The sequence below is a fragment of the Gryllotalpicola sp. CP2-P1 genome, from assembly GCF_057512245.1.
In genome coordinates this window covers 1-15,985 of record NZ_JBLRDT010000048.1, presented here as the reverse complement: position 1 = coordinate 15,985, position 15,985 = coordinate 1, and the positions used below count along the sequence as shown (strand labels likewise).

Below are 15,985 nucleotides of genomic sequence, written 5' to 3'. Positions count from 1 at the left end.
GCATCGGCCAGCAGATGGAACGGTGCGGCGTGCGTGATCTCGACCGTCACCACGTCGCCGGGGCGCGGCGTCGGCGAGCCCGCCGGAACCTCGAAGTGCACGAGCCGGCTGTCTTCGGCGCGGCCGCTCATGCGGTGCGTCTCGCCGTCCTTCTTGCCCTCGCCCGTGGAGACGAGCACCTCGACCGTGCGACCGAGCTGCTTCTGGTTCTCCTCCAAAGAGATGCGCTCTTGCAGGGCGACCAGTCGGTCGTAGCGGTCCTGCACGACGGCCTTCGGCACCTGGGCGGCCATGGTCGCGGCCGGGGTACCCGGGCGAATCGAATACTGGAAGGTGAACGCCGACGCGAAACGCGCCTGCTCGACGACGCGCAAGGTCTCTTGGAAGTCCTCTTCGGTCTCGCCGGGGAAGCCGACGATGATGTCGGTGGAGATGGCGGCGTGCGGGATCTTGGCGCGCACCCGGTCGAGGATGCCGAGGAACTTCTCGGACCGGTAGGACCGGCGCATTGCGCGCAGGACACGGTCGGAGCCGGACTGCAGCGGCATGTGGAGCTGCGGCATCACATTCGGGGTCTCGGCCATGGCGTCGATGACGTCGTCGGTGAAGGCAGCCGGGTGCGGGCTCGTGAAACGCACTCGCTCGAGCCCCTCGATCTGCCCGGCAGCACGCAGCAGCTTGCCGAACGCCTGACGGTCGCCGAACTCGACGCCGTAGGAGTTCACGTTCTGACCGAGCAGCGTGACCTCGACCGCGCCCTGGTCGACGAGCGACTGGATCTCGGCGAGGATCTCGCCGGGGCGACGGTCGCGTTCCTTCCCACGCAGAGACGGCACGATGCAGAACGTGCAGGTGTTGTTGCAGCCGACCGAGATCGACACCCAGCCGCTGTAGCTCGAGTCGCGCTTCGTCGGCAGCGTGGACGGGAACGTCTCGAGCGCTTCGAGGATCTCGATCTCTGCGGCGTCGTTGTGCCGGGCCCGCTCGAGCAGGCTGGGCAGCGCCCCCATGTTGTGCGTGCCGAAGACGACGTCGACCCAGGGCGCCTTCTCGAGGATGACGTTCTTGTCCTTCTGGGCGAGGCAGCCACCGACGGCGATCTGCATACCGGCGTGACGGCGCTTGACGGATGCGAGGTGACCCAGGTTCCCGTAGAGCTTGTTGTCGGCGTTCTCGCGCACGGCGCAGGTGTTGATGACGACGATGTCGGCCTCTTCGCCGGCCGCCGGAACATAGCCCGCCGCCTCGAGTGAGCCGGCGAGGCGCTCGGAGTCGTGCACGTTCATCTGGCACCCGTAGGTGCGCACTTCGTAGGTGCGTCGACGCCCCGCTTCGTCGACAGCGGCGTCGGACATTGCGATCACGGTCGGCGCCTCACTCGGCCGACCCGCCTCACGGCTGGGGGTGACGGTGCTCATGGTTCGTCAAGTCTACGTTTTGCGCGGGCGATGTGAGCGCCGCCGCCCAGCGTCGAGCTCAACACGCGCCGACTGATGCGCCGCGCGTCGGAACCAGGGCGCGTCAGCGCCGCGTGGCCATCGCGTCACCGACCGCGATGCCGATCACATCGCCGGAGTAGCCACGACGCTGCAGATAGCCCCACAGGCGCCGCTTGGCAGTCTGGTCGTCGAGCTCACGCAGTTGCGTGACGCGCTTCAATGCGACCTCGGTCGCACGCTCGAGCTCGTCCTCCTGGTCGTAATCGGCCAGTGCCGTCTCGATGGCGCTCTCACCGATGTGCCGCCGCCGCAACTCGCTCTCGATCGCCTGACGCCCCTGCCCCTTGCGGGCACGGGCCGCGTACACGAGCGAGACGGCCAGAGCGGCGTCGTCGAGCAGACCCACGCTCTCGAGCCGGTCGAGCTCGGCAGCCGCGGCGGCCTCATCGACCTCGCGCTTGCGCAGCACCTGCTCGAGTTCCCAGCGGGACATGCCACGACGGGCGAGCTGGTGCAGCGAGACGTTGGCCGCCCGCCTGCCCGCCTTCTCGCGACTCTTCTCGAGGGCGCGCTCGTCGCCATGGCCGGCCGCGGCAGCCGCGTCGGCCTCGGCCACTGACCGGACTGCAGCCACGGCCGCCTGGGCGCGCTCGCTCGGCGCGGCCCCCGGCAGGTAGGCGATCTCTGCCTCGCCTGCCGGGCGCCGTGGCACACGCGGTGCCCCGTTGCGGCGCTCACGACCGGAATCGCCTGAGCGCTCGTTCTCGGACGGGAAGAACCGGACGACCATGGTCGACGCCGCCTGCTAGGCGCCCTTGCGCTGCGGCAGCTTCGCCACGTTCTCGGCTTCGGGGATCTCGGCCACCGCGTTCGGGTCCTTCACGACACCGAGCTTGACCAGGATCTTCTGCTCGATCTCGGCGGCGACTTCGGCGTGCTGGATCAGGAAGTTGCGCGAGTTCTCTTTGCCCTGGCCGAGCTGATCGCCCTCGTAGGTGTACCAGGCGCCGGACTTCTTCACGATGCCGTGCTCAACACCGAAGTCGAGCAGGCTGCCCTCGCGCGAGATGCCGACACCGTAGAGGATGTCGAACTCGGCCTGCTTGAAGGGCGGCGCCATCTTGTTCTTGACGACCTTGACGCGCGTGCGGTTGCCGACCGCGTCGGCGCCGTCTTTCAGAGTCTCGATACGGCGGATGTCGAGGCGGACGGAGGCGTAGAACTTGAGCGCCTTGCCGCCGGAGGTCGTCTCGGGGCTGCCGAAGAAGACGCCGACCTTCTCGCGCAGCTGGTTGATGAAGATCATCGTGGTGTTGGTCTGGTTGAGCGCACCCGTGAGCTTGCGCAGTGCCTGCGACATGAGGCGCGCCTGAAGCCCGACGTGCGAGTCGCCCATCTCACCCTCGATCTCGGCGCGCGGCACAAGCGCGGCCACCGAGTCGATCACGATCAGGTCGATGGACCCGGAGCGCACCAGCATGTCGGCGATCTCGAGGGCCTGCTCACCGGTGTCGGGCTGCGACACGAGCAGCGAGTCGATGTCGACGCCGAGCTTCTTCGCGTATTCGGGGTCGAGCGCGTGCTCGGCGTCGATGAACGCCGCGATGCCGCCGTTCTTCTGCGCGTTGGCGATCGCGTGCAGCGTGAGGGTCGTCTTACCCGACGACTCGGGGCCGTAGATCTCGATGATGCGGCCACGAGGCAGGCCGCCGATGCCGAGCGCCACATCGAGGGCGATGGAGCCGGTGGGGACGACCTCGACGGGGGCGCGCTCATCGCTTCCGAGGCGCATGACGGAGCCCTTGCCGAACTGGCGATCGATCTGGGCGAGCGCGGTTTCGAGCGCTTTCTCGCGATCGGCTGGAGTAGGCATTTCGTTCCCTTCAAAAAGGACAGCTGCGGTGTCGTCTGCGACAGTACGCGCAGCGTCCGACATCGGCCGTCCGTGCACGCGCATCGGTGTGAAACTCGGCACCGCCTCGGCCTGTGCTGACCAAGTCGGCGCTGAACACACGATAGCAACGGTCGAATCCGTGTTCGACATCGACACGGCGTGTCACGGAGCGAATTTCGTATCAGCCCGTGCGCTTGGCCGGATCGACGAGCCCTGCGCCGTGGCGGCGGGCCATCGGCACGTCCATCGCCTCGCAGAGCGCGAACCACGCGTCTCGAGGCGGCACGCCGGCTGCGAGGGCCTGCTCGACCGTGCGTGACCCGAGCTCGACGATGACGAGCTCGCGCACGAGCTGGCCGCCGTACGCCGCGCCGAACTCGTTCTCGACGGCCCGGTTGAATTCACTCAGTCGCATCGCTCTCCAGGGTAGACAGACGGATGCCCCGGGCCGAAGCCCGGGGCATCCGCAACGAAGATGATGAGATCAGCGCTGGCTGACCAGCTCGCCGTCGAGGCCCGCACCGAAGTCGTCGGGCAGAGCGTCGGGCACCATCGACTCGATGCCCTCGAGCACGGCCAGGCGGTCGCCGACCTCGCGCATGATGACCGAGATCGGGGTGTCGAGCGCTTCGGCGACGGACGCGAGGATCTCGCTCGACGCCTCCTTCTGGCCGCGCTCGACCTCGCTGAGGTAACCGAGGGCGACACTCGCCTTGCTGGCGACCTGGCGCAGAGTGCGGCCCTTCTGAAGACGGAAGTCCCGAAGAACGTCACCGATCTCCTGACGTACCAGGATCATGGGCGCCCCCTTCTTGATCGGTCGGCCGACCATTCGGCCGTGGGTGGAAGCGCCCGACCGGAGCGCTTCTTGCGTTGCACTGTAGTTCACGTTCCCTGCAATCCGCTGGCTAATCGTATGAAAAGTAACGTGAGCGAAACGGCGGCTATTCCGCGAGCGCCGCAACGAGGCTGCGCACCGCCGCGGCGACCGTCTCGGCGCGGATTCCCGCCCGGTCGCCGCCCAGCTGAAGAGCCTCGACCCGCGTCTCGGGCCCGATGGCGAGACCGACGAAGACGGTGCCCACCGGCTGCCCGCCCTGCGCATCGGGGCCGGCGACACCCGTCGTCGAGACGCCGATGTCGGCTGCCTTGCCGTCGACAGCGAGCACGACGCGCACGCGCTCGGCGAGCTGCCGCGCGACGTCGGGATGCACCGGCCCGTGCTCGCTGAGCAGGGTCTCGTCGACCCCGACGACGCTGTGCTTGAGCTCGGTCGCGTACACGACCACTCCCCCGTTGACGACCGCGGAGGCGCCCGCCGGGCGCGTGAGCTCGCCCGTCAGCTGACCCCCCGTGAGCGACTCGGCGACCGCGACGGTGAGCCCGCGCGCCGCGAGCGTCGCGATGAGCGCCGCGGTCTGATCGACCCCTGCAGCAGCCTGCGCGTCAGGCATCCGTCCCCTCCCCCTGCTGGCGGTGCAGCTTGACCGCATTCCACGCGTAATCGAGCCCCGAGACGATCGTGAGCACGAGCGCGATGCCCATGAAGACCCAGTTGACCCAGTGCACCCAGTCGCCGAGCAGCGCCCACAGCGGCACCAGCGCCAGTGAGATGGCGATCGCCTGCGCGACCGTCTTCAGCTTGCCGCCGCGACTCGCGGGGATGACGCCGCCGCGGATCACGGCGAAGCGGTACACGGTGATGCCGACCTCGCGCACGAGGATCACGATCGTGACCCACCACCACAGCTCGCCGATGATCGACAACCCGATCAGGGCGGCCCCCGTCAGTACCTTGTCCGCGATGGGGTCGAGCAGCTTGCCGAGCTCGGTCACGAGGCCGCGGCTGCGGGCGATGTGCCCGTCGATGCCGTCGGTCGCGATGCCGACGATGAACAGCACCGCCGCCCACCAGCGCAGCGCGCCGTCGGCGCCCCCATCCGCGAGGAGCATCCAGAAGAAGACCGGCGCGAAGAAGATGCGCACGATCGTGATCGCGTTGGGCAGATTCCAGTTGCTGGGCCGTGGTGGCTGCTCGGTCACACCCCAAGCCTAGGCAACAACACGGCGCTCAGTCGCGGCCGGTGAGCCCCCAGGCGTCCTCATCGGACGACGCCTCGACCTCTTCGAGCCCGTCATAGTTCTCGGCGAGCGGGTCGGCGCCGTAGCGGTCGTCGGAGGTGGATCCCCCGTCGGCCGCCGGGGATGCCTGGGCCGCAGCACTCGGCGCAGAAGGCGCCGCCGGCGCATCCTCGCCGCGGATCTTCGCGAGCACTGCAGGCAGCTGCTCGGCCGTGACGAGGACGTCGCGCGCCTTCGAGCCCTCTGAGGGCCCGACGATCTCGCGCGACTCGAGCAGGTCCATCAGGCGGCCGGCCTTCGCGAAGCCGACGCGCAGCTTGCGCTGCAGCATCGAGGTCGACCCGAACTGCGTCGAGACCACGAGCTCGGCCGCGGCGAGCAGCAGCTCGAGATCATCGCCGATGTCGGAGTCGATCTGCTTCTTCTGCTCGACGGGCACGACGTCTTGGCGGTAGTCGGGCCGCGCCTGGCGCGTGACGTGGTCGACGACCTTCTGGATCTCGGACTCGTTCACCCAGGCACCCTGCACCCGCAGCGGCTTGCCCGCGCCCATCGGCAGGAAGAGGGCGTCGCCCTGGCCGATGAGCTTGTCGGCGCCCGGCTGGTCGAGGATGACGCGGGAGTCGGTGACCGATGTCACGGCGAAGGCGAGGCGCGACGGCACGTTCGCCTTGATGAGGCCCGTCACCACGTCGACCGAGGGTCGCTGCGTCGCGAGGACGAGGTGGATGCCCGAGGCGCGCGCCAGCTGCGTGATGCGCACGATCGAGTCCTCGACGTCGCGGGGCGCCACCATCATCAGGTCGGCGAGCTCGTCGACCACGACCAGCAGGTACGGGTACGGCTTGAGCTGGCGCTCGCTGCCAGGGGGCAGCACGATCTCGTTGTTGACGACGGCCTTGTTGAAGTCGTCGATGTGGCGGAAGCCGAACGACGCGAGGTCGTCGTACCGCATGTCCATCTCCTTCACGACCCACTGCAGCGCCTCTGCGGCCTTCTTGGGGTTCGTGATGATGGGGGTGATCAGGTGCGGCACGCCGCCGTAGATCGTGAGCTCGACGCGCTTCGGGTCGATGAGCACCATGCGCACTTCCGAGGGCTTCGCGCGCATCAGCAGCGAGGTGATCATCGAGTTCACGAAGCTCGACTTGCCGGAGCCCGTCGAGCCGGCGACCAGCAGGTGCGGCATCTTGGCGAGGTTGGCGACGACGTAGCCCCCGCCCACGTCCTTGCCGACGCCGATCGTCATCGGGTGCTTGCTGTTGGTGGCGGCGGCGGAGCGCAGCACGTCGCCGAGCGAGACCGTCTCGCGGTCGGTGTTGGGGATCTCGATGCCGATCGCGCTCTTCCCGGGGATCGGCGACAGGATCCGCACCTCGTTCGACGCGACGGCGTACGAGAGGTTCTTCGACAGGGCGGTAACCCGCTCGACCTTGACGCCCGGGCCGAGCTCGATCTCGTACTGGGTGACCGTCGGGCCGCGCGAGAAGCCCGTGACCTTCGCGTCGACTCCGAACTGATCGAGCACCTCGGTGATCGCGCGGACGACCTCGTCGTTCGCGGCCGAGCGCGTCTTCGGCGGGGGGCCCGCCGACAGCGTGTTGGCCGAGGGCAGCACGTAGGGCCGGGCGGACTCGGCCGGCTTGATGACCGGTGCGACCTCTCCGCTCTCGCTGAGCGGCAGCAGCTCGTCGACGGGGACGACCTCGGTCATGTTGTCGCTGCGCAGCGCGGCGGCGCCCGCCGGCACCTCTCCCGTGAAGCGCTTCACGGCCTCTTCCGCGTTCTCGAGCTCGGCGAAGACGTCGAGGCCGCTCGGCTCGGGGTCGGGCTCGAGCGCGGTGGAGAAGCCGCCCTTCGCAGGCTCGCCCTCGCCGAAGACGTCGGTCAAGCCGTTCGCGTCGTGCTCGAAGTCGGGGTCCTCTTCCCGCCCGCTCTTGTTGCGGCGCCACCACGGCAGCTTGTCGGCGTCCTCCGACGGCTCGTCGTCAGCGCCGTCCTCGCGCGTGCCGTCGAGTTCGACGGGCCGGCTCTTCTCGGCCTTGCTCGCCTTCGCGGCCTCGCGCTCCTCCTCCGTGGGCAGGCTCGCGCCGAAGAGGTAGGCGTAGAGCTCGTGCAGGCGGCGCCCGATGCGATTCGGCGGCGTCTTCGTGATGATGAGCAGACTGAGCGCGAGCAGCGCGATCATGATCACCGTCGCGCCGTACTGCGTGGTGACGTGGATGAGCGACGCCCCGATCATCCAGCCGATGACACCGCCCGCGTGCGCCAGCACCGGCATTCCGTCGACGGCCTGCGGCCGGTTGCTGAAGATGTGGCACAGGCCGGACACGCTGATCAGCGCGAGGACGAGCCCGATGCCGATGCGGGTGTTGTCGTGCACCGACGAGGGATGCCGGAACAGCCACACCGCGAAGACGAAGAGCACCACCGGCAGCACGAACGCGACGCGGCCGAGCAGCCCCCCGAACGACCACGCGTCGAGCGCGTGCGCCCACGACGCGTTGATGAAGAACCACTCGACGCCGGCACCCGCCACGGCGAGCAGCACGAGGAAGAAGGGCAGGCCGTCTCGCCGCTCCTCTTTGGCGAGCGTCTCAGGGCCGAGCGCGCGCGCGGCGCCGCCGACGAGGTGCGCGAGCCCCATCCACGCCTTGGCGATCAGGGCATGCTCGCTCGTCTCGATCACGACGGTCTGGTTCGCCGGGAGCTTCTTGGTGGGGGCGGTCTTCTGCCGGGTCGACTGACCGCGCGTGCCGCCGCCTCCCGCACCGCGGGCGCGCGCTGACGACTTGGTGCTCGTGGCCATGATTGCGAACCTAGCCGCAAGCTATGACATCACCCCGGAATGGGGCCGGAGAGTCTCGCTCTACGCCTCGATGACCAGCGGCACGATCATGGGGCGGCGGCGGTAGCTCGTGTTCACCCAGCGGCCGACAGTGCGCCTGACGAGCTGGGTGAGCGCGTGGTTGTCGCGCACGCCGTTGCCCGCCGCCTCCTTCAGCGCGGCGGCGATCTTCGGCTTGACGTCGTTGAACACCGCGTCGTCCTCGGCGAAACCGCGGGCGTGGATCTCGGGGCCCGCGACGATGCGCCCGGTCGCCGCCTCGACGACGACGATGACCGAGATGAACCCCTCTTCGCCGAGGATCCGGCGGTCCTTGAGGTCGGCATCCGTGATCTCGCCGACGCTCGACCCGTCGACGTAGACGTAGCCGATGTCGAGCTGGCCGACGACCCGCGCCACGCCCTCGTGCAGATCGACCACCGTGCCGTTCGAGGCGAGGATCGTGTTCTCGGCGGGGATGCCCGTCTGGCGGGCGAGCTTGGCGCTGGCATCCAGATGCCGGTACTCGCCGTGCACCGGCATGACGAACGACGGCTTCAGGATGTTGTAGCAGTACAGCAGCTCGCCGGCCGAGGCGTGGCCGGAGACGTGCACCTTGGCATTGCCCTTGTGCACGACCGTCGCGCCGAGCTTCGTGAGGCCGTCGATCACCCGGTAGACCGAGTTCTCGTTGCCGGGGATCAGGCTCGAGGCGAGGATCACGGTGTCCCCGGGGCCGAGCTCGATCTGGTGATCGAGGTTCGCCATGCGGGCGAGGACCGCCATGGGCTCGCCCTGCGAACCCGTCGACATGTAGACGATCTTGTTCTCGGGGAGGTCTGCGGCCTTCTTGTAGTCGATCAGCACGCCGTCGGGGACCTTGAGATAGCCGAGCTCGGCGGCGATGCCCATGTTGCGCACCATGGAGCGGCCGAGCAGAGCGACGCGGCGGCCGTGCTGAGCGGCCGCGTCGAGCACCTGCTGCACGCGGTGCACGTGGCTCGAGAAGCTCGCGACCACGACGCGGCGCGGCGCGTTGGCGATGACGTTGGCGAGCACGGGGCCGATCTCGCGCTCGATCGGCGTGAAGCCGGGCACATCGGCATTCGTCGAGTCGGGCAGGAACAGGTCGACGCCGTTCTCGCCGAGCCGCGAGAACGCGCGCAGGTCGGTGAGGCGCCCATCGAGCGGCAGCTGGTCCATCTTGAAGTCGCCGGTGTGCAGCACGACGCCGGCCCATGTCGTGACGGCGACGGCCAATGCGTCGGGAATGGAGTGGTTGACCGCGATGAACTCGAGGGTGAACGGGCCGAGCGTCTCGACGTCACCCTCTCTGACCTGGAGCGTGTAGGGCTTGATGCGGTGCTCTTTGAGCTTCGCCTCGACGAGCGCGAGCGTGAGACCCGAGCCGATCAGCGGGATGTCGCCGCGCAGCTTGAGCAGATAGGGCACGGCGCCGATGTGGTCCTCGTGCCCGTGCGTGAGCACGATGCCGATGACATCATCGAGCCGGTTCCGGATCGGCCCGAAGTCGGGGAGGATCAGGTCGACGCCCAGCTGGTCCGGCTCGGGGAAGAGCACGCCGCAGTCGACGATGAGGATCTTGCCGTCGATCTCGTAGACCGTCATGTTGCGCCCGACCTCACCGAGGCCGCCGGTCGGGAAGACCCGCAGCGTGTGCGGCTCGAGTGCGGGCGGGTCGAAGACGGCTTCTGCCATGGGTCCTTCTCTTCTGTATACGGATGCCTGACCCGACGGTGCGCTCAGCGTGTGGCGCCGGCGACCTTGGGCAGGGCGCCCCCTGCGGCCGCATTGCGGTCGGGGCGGAAGTTGTGGAAGTCGACGCCCTCGACGTCGCGGACGAGGCTGAGCTCGTTCTCGATGATCGCCGCCTCGGCGTCTTCGGGCCCGACGAGCGGCAGCCGCACGCGAGGCGACTGGATGCGGCCGAGGCCGTGCAGGATGTACTTCGCCGACACCGTGCCCGGGATGTGCGTCATGACGGCGCGCACCAGCGGCTCGAGCTTCTTGTGCTGCGCGGTCGCGGTCGCGAGATCGCCGCGGTTCACGGCGTCGACGATCGTGCGGTACGGCCGGGCCGTGATGTTGGCCGTCACGCCGATGAGGCCGACGGCCCCGATGGAGAGGTGCGGCAGGACATTGCTGTCGTCGCCCGAGAAATAGAGCAGCTCGGTGTTGTTGAGCACGCGGCTCACCTCGGCGAAGTCACCCTTGGCATCCTTGACGGCGACGATGTTGGGGTGCTTGGCGGCCGCGAGCAGGGTCTCGTACTTGATGGGAACGCCCGTGCGGCCGGGGATGTCGTAGAGGATGACCGGAAGGTCGGTCGCGTCGGCGATGTAGCGGAAGTGCGTGAGGATGCCCGCCTGGGTCGGCTTGTTGTAGTACGGCGTCACGATCATGACGCCGTCGATGCCGAGCTTCTCGCTCTTGGTGTAGAGCTCGATGGCGTGCGCGGTCTCGTTCGAGCCGCCCGCCTGGATGATCTTGGCGCGCCCCGCCGCCACGTCCTTCGCGATCTCGATCGCGCGCAGCTTCTCGGCGTCCGTCAGGGTCGAGGTCTCACCCGTCGTGCCCGAGACCACGATGCCGTCGGAGCCGCCCGCGATGACGGCGTCGACGTGCTTCTCGAACCCGGCCCAGTCGACCTCGCCATCGGCGGTCATCGGGGTGACCAGGGCGGTGAGCACCTGGCCGAACGGGTTCTCGGGCGTCGACATGCAACTCAGGTTACCGGGTCGCCCCACGTGGGACTCCGTCATGATTCGTCACCTCCCACCCCAGCTCGCAGCGGCGAACGTAGCGTTGAAGGTGATATGTCCCCTCTCGCAGCAGTCCTCGTCGTCGTCGGCCTCGTCGCCGTCACGACCGTCGTCGGCCTCGTCTGGAAGGCGCGCACCGGGCGCGTCACGACGCGCGGACGCGACGACGCAGAGATCGTGACGCCTGCGGATGTCGGCGCCGACGGCTCCTTCGGCGAGAAGGCGACCCTGCTGCAGTTCTCCACGGAGTTCTGCGCGTACTGCCCGGCGACGCGCCGCCTGCTCGGCGGCCTCGCCGACCGCACGGAGGGCGTCGAGCACGTCGACGTCGACCTGACGCACTCCCCGGAGCTCGCGCAGCGGTTCAACGTGCTGCAGACGCCGACGACTCTGCTGCTCGACGGCCGCGGAGCCGTGCGGGCGCGGATCGGCGGCGCTCCGCGGTCGGCCGAGCTCGAAGCATCCCTCGCCGAAATCCTGAACACACCTGGAGACGACCGTGTCGCAGCCTGACCTCCGCCCTCTGCCGGGAACGCAGGGCATCGACCCGCGCGGCCCGCGCTTCTCGGCCGGCATCACCGCCGTCCTGCTCGCCGTCGACATCGTGCTGGGGCTCGTCGGCCTGCAGCTGGCCGCCTGGATCCTGCTCGTCGTGATCGCGGTGCTGTTCCTGTGGGGCGCGGTCGCCGGCGTGCAGCGGCACCCCTACGGCGCTCTCTACCGCGCGGCGCTGCGACCGCGGCTCGCACCGCCGGCCGAGCTCGAGGACCCCGCTCCCCCGACCTTCGCCCAGCTCGTCGGGCTCATCATCACGGGCCTCGGGGTCGTCCTCGGAATCTGGTTCCCGGTCATCGTGGTGGTCGCCGCCGCGCTTGCGTTCGTCGCCGCGTTCCTCAACTCCGTCTTCGGCTACTGCCTCGGCTGCCAGATGTACCTGCTGCTCGTGCGCGCAGGCGTCATCCGCCGCGGAACGGGATCTGCCGCATAGCCCGTTGCCGCTCCTAGGCTGAACAGGGACCGCCCCGACGACGGGCGCGGCCGACGAACCAAGGAGGCAACCATGGCTCTCACGAGCAACGCATCGGCCGTCTGGAACGGCGATCTGCCGAGCGGCAGCGGAAGCATCACCCTCGACTCGTTGGGGCTCGCGACCTTCTCATACAACTGGAAGGCCCGGTCGGAAGGCGAGAACGGCGTCTCGACGCCCGAGGAGCTGCTCGCCGCCGCCCACGCCGGCTGCTTCGCGATGGCGTTCTCGAACGAGCTCGCCACCGCGGGTCACACCGCCACCCGCGTGTCGGCCAGGGCCGCCGTGACCTTCGACATCTCGCAGGGCGGCATCACCGGCAGCCACCTCGTGGTCGATGCCGAGGTGCCCGGCATCTCGGAGGACGAGTTCCAGCAGATCGCGCAGGCGGCGAAGGCCGGATGCCCCGTCTCGAAGGCGCTCGCGGGGGTGCCCATCACCCTCGAGGCGACGCTCGCCTAGCCGTACCGAGTCACTGGGTCAGTAGCAGAGCAGCGAGAAGGTCTCGACGCCGCGGGCCTCGAGCTTTGCACGGCCGCCGAGGCCGTCGAGCTCGAGGGCCGCGCCGAAGCCGGCCACGTGCCAGCCCGCGCGCTCGATGAGGTTCACCGCGGCGAGGGCCGTGCCGCCCGTCGCGAGGACGTCGTCGACGATCAGCACGCGGCTGCCCCTCGGCAGCTGGTCGACGTGCACCTCGAGGGCGGCCGTGCCGTACTCGAGCGTGTACTCCTGGCTGAGGACCGCGCGCGGCAGCTTGCCCGCCTTGCGCACGCTCAGCACGCCGGCGCCGGACACGATGGAGGCGGCGCCTGCGATCAGGAATCCGCGCGCCTCGAGCCCGCCGATCGAGTCGAACCGCCCCTCGAAGGGTGCGGTGACCGCCGTGGCGAGCGCCTTGAGCGCCGGGCCGTCCGCGAAGACGGGGGTCAGATCGCGGAACACGATACCGGGCTCGGGGAAATCGGGAATCGCCTCGATCAGGCCGTCGACGAGCGCTGCTTCAGGGGAAGAGGTCACCTGAAGAAGCCTACGGTTTCGCGGGAGCCGAGCGGGACAGTCTGATGGCTTCGCGCAGAGCCCACCGGGCCCGCCGCCGGTCGCCGGACGCGTCATAGGCGAGCCCCAGCCGGAACCACGCACGCCAGCTGCCCGGCTCGGCCTCCACCTCGGCCTTGTAACGCGGGAACTCCTCGTCGGCGACGGCGCGCACGGGACGGCCGGATGCCGTGACGGCACTCTCGACGGGAAGGCCGCCCTCTGCCGCGAGCAGCTTCACGAGCTTCTCGGTCTGGAATCCGAACCACAGCTCACGCCCGAGCGCCCAGATCGCGATCAGCGGGAACACGATCAGCGCACAGCCGGCGACGACGCCCAGCACGGTGCCCGCCTCGAAGAGCAGAACCGCGCGCTGCCCCGCGATCACGATGTAGAGCAGCAACAGCAGCGCCATGAACAGCGCGGCGAGCCGATTCCTCATCGCTCGCCGGGGGCGATGCCGAGGTCGACCAGGGCGTCGAGGCCGACCGTCAGCCCGGTGCGCTCCGCCGCCGCCCGCAGCGCGAGCAGGATGCCCGCGGAGTACGCGCTCGCCCCGATGACGTTGTGGCTGATCACGAGGGTCTCGCCTTCGGCGCCGAAGGTGACCTCCTGCCGGGCGGAGACGCCCGGCAGGCGCAGGCTGTGGATCGGCACGCTGCCCACCTGCTGACCGCGGGCGCGCTGGTCGATGTGCGGGGCGGAGACGGGGCCGAGATCGCCGCGCGCCGCCTGGATCAGCTCGGCCGTGCGCACAGCGGTTCCCGACGGGGAGTCGACCTTCCCGGCGCCGTGCGTCTCGACGATCTCGATCGCGTCGAAGAAGCGGCTCGCCGCCGCCGCGAAGGCGGTGCCCAGGGCGCTGCCGAGAGAGAAGTTCGGGATCACGACGACGCCCCGCTCGGGGTGCCGCGCGAGCAGCGTGGTGAGGCCCGCGAGCCGCTCGGCCGACCAGCCGGACGTGCCCACGACGACGTTGCGCCCGTGCGTGACCGCGTACTCGACCACGGTCGGGCTCACCTGGGGCAGTGTCACGTCGAGGACGACATCGCTCGCGGCATCCCCCGCGCCCAGCATCTCGGCGAGCTCGCTCGTCGAGCCGAGCCGCGCGACCACCTCGAAACCGTCCGTGCGCTCGAGAAGAGCGGTCGCCGCCGAGCCCAGCTTGCCGGTCGCGCCGACCACGGCCACGCGGATCGTCATGTCGTCGAGTTTAGTGTTGGGTGCCATGCCCTTCGAATCCGTGCCCGTGACCGATGCGCGCGCCCAGGAGCTCCTTACGGAGTACTTCGAGTACCGCTCCGCAACCTTCCCCGTCGCCGACGGCTACGTCGTGAAGCTCCCCGACCCGGCCGTGTTCACTCCGCCGCTCGGCGAGTTCGTGCTGGCGCTCGACGACGACGGGCGGGCGATCGGCTGCGGCGGCATCCGCCGGCTCGCCGACGACGTGCTCGGCAGCCCTCGCGTCGTGTGGGAGGTGAAGCACCTGTGGGTGCGGGATGCCGGGCGGGGGCGCGGCACCGGGCGTGCCCTGCTCGCCGAGCTGGAACACCGCGCAGCGCGCAGCGGCGCCACGACGGTCGTGCTCGACACGAACGCGAGCCTCGTGGCCGCGAACCGGCTCTACACGTCGAGCGGCTACGTCTCGATCCCCGCGTACAACGACAACGGCAACGCGACGACGTGGTTCCGGAAGGACCTCGGCTGACCGCTCAGAACGGCAGCGGCTCGGGCAGACCCGTGCGCAACTCGGCGGGCAGGTGGCCGAGGTCGTTGAAGACGAGCAGCTCGGGCTTCTTCGCGGGGCGATGGCGGATGACCGTGAGCGACGCGTTCGCCGCGTTGAGCCCGAGCCACCGCCAGGTCGGCGCATCGAGCACCTCGCGCACGAACCATGCGATCACGAAGTTGTGGGTGATCAGAAGGTCGTGACGCTCGGCCCGGGAGGGCGACAGGAACTCGGCGACGGCGTCGTCCATCTGCGCGTGCCCCGCCTCGATCTGCGCTTCGCTGACGCCGTGGAAGAACGGTTCGAACGACTTCGGCGTGCCGGGCTCGGGGCCAGAGGGAATGCAGTCGAAGAGCAGGTTGGACGGCTCGGGCTCGATGGCGGGCAGTCGCTCAGCGAGGACTCGGGCCGTCTGCTCTCCGCGCGTCAGGGGCGAGTGGTAGGCGCCGGTGAACGGCACTCCCCCGAGGCGATCAGCCAGCATCCGGACCTGGCGAATGCCACGTGGCGACAGCGGGCCGTCCTGCATGCCGTGCTCGGCGTCCTGCTGCTCGCCGTGTCGGACGAGGTACAGATAATGCGTCATCGCAGCCCCACCCCCGCGAAGTCGTCGGCAGCCACATCACCGACCGCGGCGAGCGTCGGCGTTACGGCGGCGAATTCCGCCGCGAGAGCCTGAACGTCGGCGGCGCTGACCAGCGCGAGGCGGCGCAGGGTCTCGTCGAGATCGGCGAACTCGCCCATCGTGATCTCGGCGCGGCCGAGCCGGGTCATGCGCGTGTCGGAGTCCTCGAGCGCGAGCGCGCTGCCGCCCGAGAGCTGGCCGACGGCGCGGCGCAGCTCCTCGCCCGTGATGCCGTACTCGGCGATGCGCGCGAGCTCGTCGCGGGCGAGCTCAACGACCTGCGGCGCCTTGTGCGGGGCGCAGCCGGCGTAAACGCCGAACAGTCCGGCGTCGGCGAATCCCGCTGCGAACGAGTACACGGAGTAGGCGAGCCCGCGCTTCTCGCGGATCTCCTGGAAGAGCCGGCTCGACATGCCGCCGCCCAGCACCGAGTTGAGAACGGCGAGGGCCGTGCGCCGCTCGTCGGTCGCGACGAGCCCGGGCACGCCGAGGAACAGATTCACCTGCTCGACGGGGCGCTGGATCGTCACCACAGCCGGTCGGT

19 protein-coding genes are annotated in these 15,985 nt (G+C 69.5%); 4 read left to right on the top strand and 15 right to left on the bottom strand.

Going from position 1 to position 15,985, the window contains the following annotated elements; genetic code table 11:
- The 10 genes from miaB to dapA form a co-directional block, all read right to left on the bottom strand.
- The coding region (gene miaB / locus ACM2XV_RS05925; protein WP_487026255.1) for a tRNA (N6-isopentenyl adenosine(37)-C2)-methylthiotransferase MiaB at positions 1-1,355 on the bottom strand (1,355 nt) is incomplete at its 3' end.
- Positions 1,356-1,521: 166 nt separating this feature from the next.
- Positions 1,522-2,229, bottom strand: a complete 708-nt coding sequence (locus ACM2XV_RS05920) for a regulatory protein RecX (RefSeq protein ID WP_344773026.1) — start codon at positions 2,227-2,229, stop codon at positions 1,522-1,524.
- A 15-nt stretch (positions 2,230-2,244) separates the two neighbouring features.
- On the bottom strand, positions 2,245-3,312 hold the full coding sequence (gene recA, locus ACM2XV_RS05915) for a recombinase RecA (RefSeq protein WP_344773028.1): 1,068 nt from the start codon (positions 3,310-3,312) through the stop codon (positions 2,245-2,247).
- A 202-nt stretch (positions 3,313-3,514) separates the two neighbouring features.
- The gene (locus ACM2XV_RS05910) at positions 3,515-3,748 is read right to left on the bottom strand and encodes a DUF3046 domain-containing protein (RefSeq protein WP_344773030.1); all 234 of its coding nucleotides are present in this window, start codon (positions 3,746-3,748) and stop codon (positions 3,515-3,517) included.
- A 69-nt stretch (positions 3,749-3,817) separates the two neighbouring features.
- Positions 3,818-4,132: a helix-turn-helix domain-containing protein gene (locus ACM2XV_RS05905; RefSeq protein WP_344773032.1), complete on the bottom strand. Its 315-nt coding sequence runs from the start codon at positions 4,130-4,132 to the stop codon at positions 3,818-3,820.
- A 145-nt stretch (positions 4,133-4,277) separates the two neighbouring features.
- Positions 4,278-4,787 (bottom strand): CinA family protein, encoded by a 510-nt coding sequence (locus ACM2XV_RS05900; RefSeq protein WP_487026254.1) that lies wholly within the window; start codon positions 4,785-4,787, stop codon positions 4,278-4,280.
- Entirely contained in the window at positions 4,780-5,376 is a 597-nt protein-coding gene (gene pgsA, locus ACM2XV_RS05895; protein WP_344773036.1) for a CDP-diacylglycerol--glycerol-3-phosphate 3-phosphatidyltransferase, read from the bottom strand. The genes ACM2XV_RS05900 and pgsA overlap by 8 nt, the downstream gene beginning before the upstream one ends.
- Before the next feature lie 28 nt (positions 5,377-5,404).
- Positions 5,405-8,224: an FtsK/SpoIIIE family DNA translocase gene (locus ACM2XV_RS05890; RefSeq protein ID WP_487026253.1), complete on the bottom strand. Its 2,820-nt coding sequence runs from the start codon at positions 8,222-8,224 to the stop codon at positions 5,405-5,407.
- Between the two features lie 60 nt (positions 8,225-8,284).
- Positions 8,285-9,961: a ribonuclease J gene (locus tag ACM2XV_RS05885; protein WP_487026252.1), complete on the bottom strand. Its 1,677-nt coding sequence runs from the start codon at positions 9,959-9,961 to the stop codon at positions 8,285-8,287.
- A 44-nt stretch (positions 9,962-10,005) separates the two neighbouring features.
- Positions 10,006-10,983, bottom strand: coding sequence for a 4-hydroxy-tetrahydrodipicolinate synthase (gene dapA / locus ACM2XV_RS05880; RefSeq protein ID WP_487026251.1), 978 nt, complete (start codon positions 10,981-10,983; stop codon positions 10,006-10,008).
- Positions 10,984-11,079: 96 nt separating this feature from the next.
- Between dapA and ACM2XV_RS05875 the strand changes: the two genes are divergently transcribed.
- The 3 genes from ACM2XV_RS05875 (at position 11,080) to ACM2XV_RS05865 (ending at position 12,514) form a co-directional block, all read left to right on the top strand.
- Positions 11,080-11,538 (top strand): TlpA family protein disulfide reductase, encoded by a 459-nt coding sequence (locus tag ACM2XV_RS05875; protein WP_487026250.1) that lies wholly within the window; start codon positions 11,080-11,082, stop codon positions 11,536-11,538.
- Positions 11,525-12,013, top strand: coding sequence for a DUF4395 domain-containing protein (locus ACM2XV_RS05870; protein WP_344773046.1), 489 nt, complete (start codon positions 11,525-11,527; stop codon positions 12,011-12,013). Before ACM2XV_RS05875 ends, ACM2XV_RS05870 begins: the two co-directional genes overlap by 14 nt.
- Before the next feature lie 72 nt (positions 12,014-12,085).
- Complete coding sequence (locus ACM2XV_RS05865; protein ID WP_487026249.1) at positions 12,086-12,514, top strand: OsmC family protein; 429 nt, start codon at positions 12,086-12,088, stop codon at positions 12,512-12,514.
- 18 nt (positions 12,515-12,532) lie between these two features.
- Here ACM2XV_RS05865 and ACM2XV_RS05860 read toward each other — a convergent pair whose 3' ends face one another.
- From ACM2XV_RS05860 to dapB, 3 genes are read right to left on the bottom strand one after another with little or no spacing between them, the layout of a single operon-like run.
- Positions 12,533-13,069, bottom strand: coding sequence for an adenine phosphoribosyltransferase (locus tag ACM2XV_RS05860; RefSeq protein WP_487026248.1), 537 nt, complete (start codon positions 13,067-13,069; stop codon positions 12,533-12,535).
- 10 nt (positions 13,070-13,079) lie between these two features.
- Positions 13,080-13,529: a hypothetical protein gene (locus ACM2XV_RS05855; protein WP_344773055.1), complete on the bottom strand. Its 450-nt coding sequence runs from the start codon at positions 13,527-13,529 to the stop codon at positions 13,080-13,082.
- Positions 13,526-14,290 carry a 4-hydroxy-tetrahydrodipicolinate reductase gene (dapB, locus tag ACM2XV_RS05850; protein ID WP_344773057.1) on the bottom strand — a complete coding sequence of 255 codons (765 nt, stop codon included), beginning with the start codon at positions 14,288-14,290 and terminating at the stop codon, positions 13,526-13,528. The genes ACM2XV_RS05855 and dapB overlap by 4 nt, the downstream gene beginning before the upstream one ends.
- 25 nt (positions 14,291-14,315) lie before the next feature.
- Here dapB and ACM2XV_RS05845 point away from each other — a divergent pair, with 25 nt between their 5' ends.
- Positions 14,316-14,795, top strand: coding sequence for a GNAT family N-acetyltransferase (locus ACM2XV_RS05845; RefSeq protein ID WP_344773059.1), 480 nt, complete (start codon positions 14,316-14,318; stop codon positions 14,793-14,795).
- Between the two features lie 4 nt (positions 14,796-14,799).
- On the opposite strand, the gene ACM2XV_RS05840 is transcribed toward ACM2XV_RS05845, so the two are convergent.
- Together ACM2XV_RS05840 and ACM2XV_RS05835 are read right to left on the bottom strand one after the other, a co-directional pair.
- Positions 14,800-15,402, bottom strand: coding sequence for a histidine phosphatase family protein (locus ACM2XV_RS05840; RefSeq protein ID WP_344773061.1), 603 nt, complete (start codon positions 15,400-15,402; stop codon positions 14,800-14,802).
- On the bottom strand, positions 15,399-15,985 hold a 587-nt coding region (locus ACM2XV_RS05835; protein WP_487026247.1), incomplete at its 5' end, for a M16 family metallopeptidase. The genes ACM2XV_RS05840 and ACM2XV_RS05835, both read right to left, overlap by 4 nt.

Bases quoted from the DNA above. Each gene is read 5' to 3' on its own strand.
- ACM2XV_RS05920 (WP_344773026.1), bottom strand. From the start codon at position 2,229: ATGGTCGTCCGGTTCTTCCCGTCCGAGAACGAGCGCTCAGGCGATTCC.
- ACM2XV_RS05865 (WP_487026249.1), top strand. From the start codon at position 12,086: ATGGCTCTCACGAGCAACGCATCGGCCGTCTGGAACGGCGATCTGCCG.
- dapA (WP_487026251.1), bottom strand. From the start codon at position 10,983: ATGTCGACGCCCGAGAACCCGTTCGGCCAGGTGCTCACCGCCCTGGTC.
- dapB (WP_344773057.1), bottom strand. From the start codon at position 14,290: ATGACGATCCGCGTGGCCGTGGTCGGCGCGACCGGCAAGCTGGGCTCG.
- ACM2XV_RS05900 (WP_487026254.1), bottom strand. From the start codon at position 4,787: ATGCCTGACGCGCAGGCTGCTGCAGGGGTCGATCAGACCGCGGCGCTC.
- ACM2XV_RS05855 (WP_344773055.1), bottom strand. From the start codon at position 13,529: ATGAGGAATCGGCTCGCCGCGCTGTTCATGGCGCTGCTGTTGCTGCTC.
- ACM2XV_RS05905 (WP_344773032.1), bottom strand. From the start codon at position 4,132: ATGATCCTGGTACGTCAGGAGATCGGTGACGTTCTTCGGGACTTCCGT.
- ACM2XV_RS05840 (WP_344773061.1), bottom strand. From the start codon at position 15,402: ATGACGCATTATCTGTACCTCGTCCGACACGGCGAGCAGCAGGACGCC.
- ACM2XV_RS05890 (WP_487026253.1), bottom strand. From the start codon at position 8,224: ATGGCCACGAGCACCAAGTCGTCAGCGCGCGCCCGCGGTGCGGGAGGC.
- ACM2XV_RS05885 (WP_487026252.1), bottom strand. From the start codon at position 9,961: ATGGCAGAAGCCGTCTTCGACCCGCCCGCACTCGAGCCGCACACGCTG.
- ACM2XV_RS05845 (WP_344773059.1), top strand. From the start codon at position 14,316: ATGCCCTTCGAATCCGTGCCCGTGACCGATGCGCGCGCCCAGGAGCTC.
- ACM2XV_RS05910 (WP_344773030.1), bottom strand. From the start codon at position 3,748: ATGCGACTGAGTGAATTCAACCGGGCCGTCGAGAACGAGTTCGGCGCG.
- ACM2XV_RS05875 (WP_487026250.1), top strand. From the start codon at position 11,080: ATGTCCCCTCTCGCAGCAGTCCTCGTCGTCGTCGGCCTCGTCGCCGTC.
- recA (WP_344773028.1), bottom strand. From the start codon at position 3,312: ATGCCTACTCCAGCCGATCGCGAGAAAGCGCTCGAAACCGCGCTCGCC.